The sequence below is a fragment of the Peribacillus sp. P4_D6 genome (assembly GCF_056401795.1).
Window position 1 is genome coordinate 1 of sequence record NZ_JBFUIQ010000250.1, and the last position, 2985, is coordinate 2985.

Here is a 2985-nt window from a genome sequence, read left to right on the forward strand (position 1 = left end):
CCTGCAGATCCGAAAGCTGCATTCGTTATGTTCGTTACGGCATTATCCAAATCTGCATCAGGCATGACGATCGAATGATTTTTCGCACCCGATAAAGCCTGGACACGTTTTTTATTGGCAGCTGCCGTTTTGTATACATACTCTGCGACAGGCTGGGATCCCACAAATGATACCGCTTTAATGTCTTCATGTTCCAAAATCCCATTCACGACATCGTGGGCACCATGGACAATATTGACAACACCATCCGGAACACCGGCTTCTGTCAATAATTCCACGAGACGGTTAGCCAAAAGCRGTGTCCGTTCTGAAGGTTTTAAGATAAACGTATTTCCACAAGCTATTGCCAGCGGGAACATCCAACATGGCACCATCATCGGGAAATTAAACGGCGTAATCCCGGCAACGACACCCATTGGATAACGATACATGCCAGATTCAATGCCTGGGGAAATATCAGGAAGCTGACTTCCCATCATCAAGGTAGGGGCACCTGCTGCGAACTCCACGCATTCAATCCCGCGCTGAACCTCACCATATGCTTCTGTATAGCTTTTTCCGTTTTCGATAGTGACCAGCTTTGCAAGCTCATCCCAGTGTTCAATCAGTAATTGCTGGTAACGGAATAAGAAGCGAGCTCTTTTTGGAACGGCGACCTTTTTCCATTCTTTATACGCCTTTTTAGCAACCTCCACCGCTTGGTTTACATCTTCCTTTGTTGAAAGGGGTACGATTGCCAATGCTTCTCCTGTTGCCGGGTTAGGCACTTGTTCATGTTTCGAAGTTGTGGAATCAACCCATTTGCCACCGATATAATTTTTCAACGTTTCTACTTCATTGATAACTGTCATTAAATAAACCCTCCATTTCAACACGATTTCATAGTTTCATTATATTTTTCAAAACGACTTTTTACATTAGACGTTTTGTATAGTTTTTGATTCAATATTTGCACATATTGTTTGTTTCTGGCTTTCCACCATAATCAACAACAGAAATTCACGATTTCGCAAACGATGTATATTTTTCTTATACTTTCCCTTTAATCAGCTGACTACGCGGCCATCATTTTATAATGGAATATAGCTTTAGATCTTGGTGCTTCCCCTTGACGAACATTCCTTTTCTGATGATTCCCTCAAAAGACATACCAGCCTTTTGCATGACTCGCTCTGAACCTGAATTTTCAACGAAGCACCTTGCTTGTATTCGAACTAGGTTCATATTTTCGAAGCCAAAGGCGATTATCTTTTGGGCTGCCTCCGTCATCAAGCCACTCCCCCAATATTCTGGTGAAAGCACATACCCTATTTCCGCGCTATGATGGTCAACCTGCCATGAAACAAAATCAATGGTACCTATCAACTTACCGCTTTCCTTGTGTTCTATGCCCCATGGAGCGATTTTCTTATCCTCATAATTTTGAAGTATAAATCGGATAAAATCTTTTGTATCACTTAGGGAACGATGGGCTTCCCAGGTGACGTAACGGGAAACTTCATTGTTGGATACATAAGCGAATATGTCTTCGGCATCATTCATGGTGACTTTCCTCATGATCAATCGTTTTGATTCCAGGGCAGGCAGCTGTCCATATATCTCTTTCACGTTCATGATTACACCCCATTCCATTGATTATTAGTATTATAGCAAGATTGGTAAGCAATCGCCTTCCCAATTGAAATATTATCGAAATTTACGTATAATTCAGAAAAAATATCCAGGAGGATAATTATGCCAAAAAGAAAACTCATAATAAGCCAAAATTTGAATGAAATCTTATTACAGAAGATCCAAGAATTGATTCCCGAGTGGACTGTTATCACCGGGAGATCCCCGGAAAAATGGAGAGATCATATCGCCGATGCAGAAGTCATCGCAGGCTGGAAAGCGGAAATGTCTGTATCGATTGCTGCAAGCGATGTTAAATGGATCCAGACATGGAGTGCAGGAGTGAATGCTTTACCCCTGGACAATTTAGAACAAAAGAATGTTCAGATTACAACTGCAAACGGCGTTCATGCGTATCCCATTTCAGAGACAATTTTCGCGTTAATGCTTGCCTTAACAAGAAAAGTAGATACATATATTAAGCAACAGCAGACAAGAACCTGGCATCACGCACATATGAAGCAGGAAATTCATGAAAAGACCATCGGAATCATCGGTGTCGGGAAAATCGGAAAGGAAACCGCAAAAATTGCCAAGGCTTTTGGCATGACCGTATTAGGGATGCGCCATTCCGGTAAATCAGAAGAATTCGTAGATGAGATGTTCACACAAAAACAATTGATTGATCTTCTTCCTAGGTGTGATTATATTGTCGTGACATTACCATTGACCCCAGAAACAAGGAATATGTTCGGTAAAAACGAATTCAAGTTAATGAAGCGCTCCGCATTTTTCATTAATATAGGAAGGGGAAACCTGGTCATTCAAAACGAATTGATTCAAGCGCTTAAGGACAAAGATATTGCAGGTGCTGGTCTTGATGTGTTTGAAACGGAGCCACTTCCTGAGAATAGCCCTTTATGGGAGTTGAACAACGTAATCATCACGCCGCACACATCCGGAAATACGGAATTTTACGACCAAAGGCTAATTCAGGATATTTTCATGCCGAATTTAAAGGACTATCTAAATGGTAAAACACCTTCAACAAATTTACTTGATTACAAAAAAGGGTATTAAGAATTGTTCATTTTCTGTATACATTAATAATCTTTCCTTGTTAGCTTGCAGATTCCGACATTATCTGTTATATTTAAAAAGAATTATTTTTGTTCGGGAAGATTGATAAGTGAAAAACTTTTCGTCTAATGATTGAGCAAGGGTAGTAACACAATGTGTGGATTCACACTAGGAGGCAACAACAATGGAACAAGGTAAAGTAAAATGGTTTAACGCAGAAAAAGGATTTGGCTTCATCGAACGCGAAAACGGAGACGAYGTATTCGTACATTTCTCAGCTATCCAAAGCGAAGG

The 2985-nt window shown here is 40.6% G+C and carries 4 protein-coding genes; 2 read left to right on the forward strand and 2 right to left on the reverse strand.

Features of this window, described 5'->3' with window-relative positions; all coding sequences use genetic code 11:
- The coding region (locus tag AC1DVB_RS26290; RefSeq protein WP_477591729.1) for an aldehyde dehydrogenase family protein at positions 1 to 851 on the reverse strand (851 nt) is incomplete at its 3' end.
- Positions 852 to 1065: 214 nt separating this feature from the next.
- Positions 1066 to 1614 carry a GNAT family N-acetyltransferase gene (locus AC1DVB_RS26295; RefSeq protein ID WP_454861321.1) on the reverse strand — a complete coding sequence of 183 codons (549 nt, stop codon included), beginning with the start codon at positions 1612 to 1614 and terminating at the stop codon, positions 1066 to 1068.
- 120 nt (positions 1615 to 1734) lie between these two features.
- Here AC1DVB_RS26295 and AC1DVB_RS26300 point away from each other — a divergent pair, with 120 nt between their 5' ends.
- Both AC1DVB_RS26300 and AC1DVB_RS26305 read left to right on the forward strand, forming a co-directional pair.
- A complete protein-coding gene (locus tag AC1DVB_RS26300; protein ID WP_239858220.1) occupies positions 1735 to 2691 on the forward strand; it encodes a D-2-hydroxyacid dehydrogenase in 957 nt (318 codons plus the stop codon).
- Positions 2692 to 2875: 184 nt separating this feature from the next.
- The coding region (locus AC1DVB_RS26305; RefSeq protein WP_258232502.1) for a cold-shock protein at positions 2876 to 2985 on the forward strand (110 nt) is incomplete at its 3' end.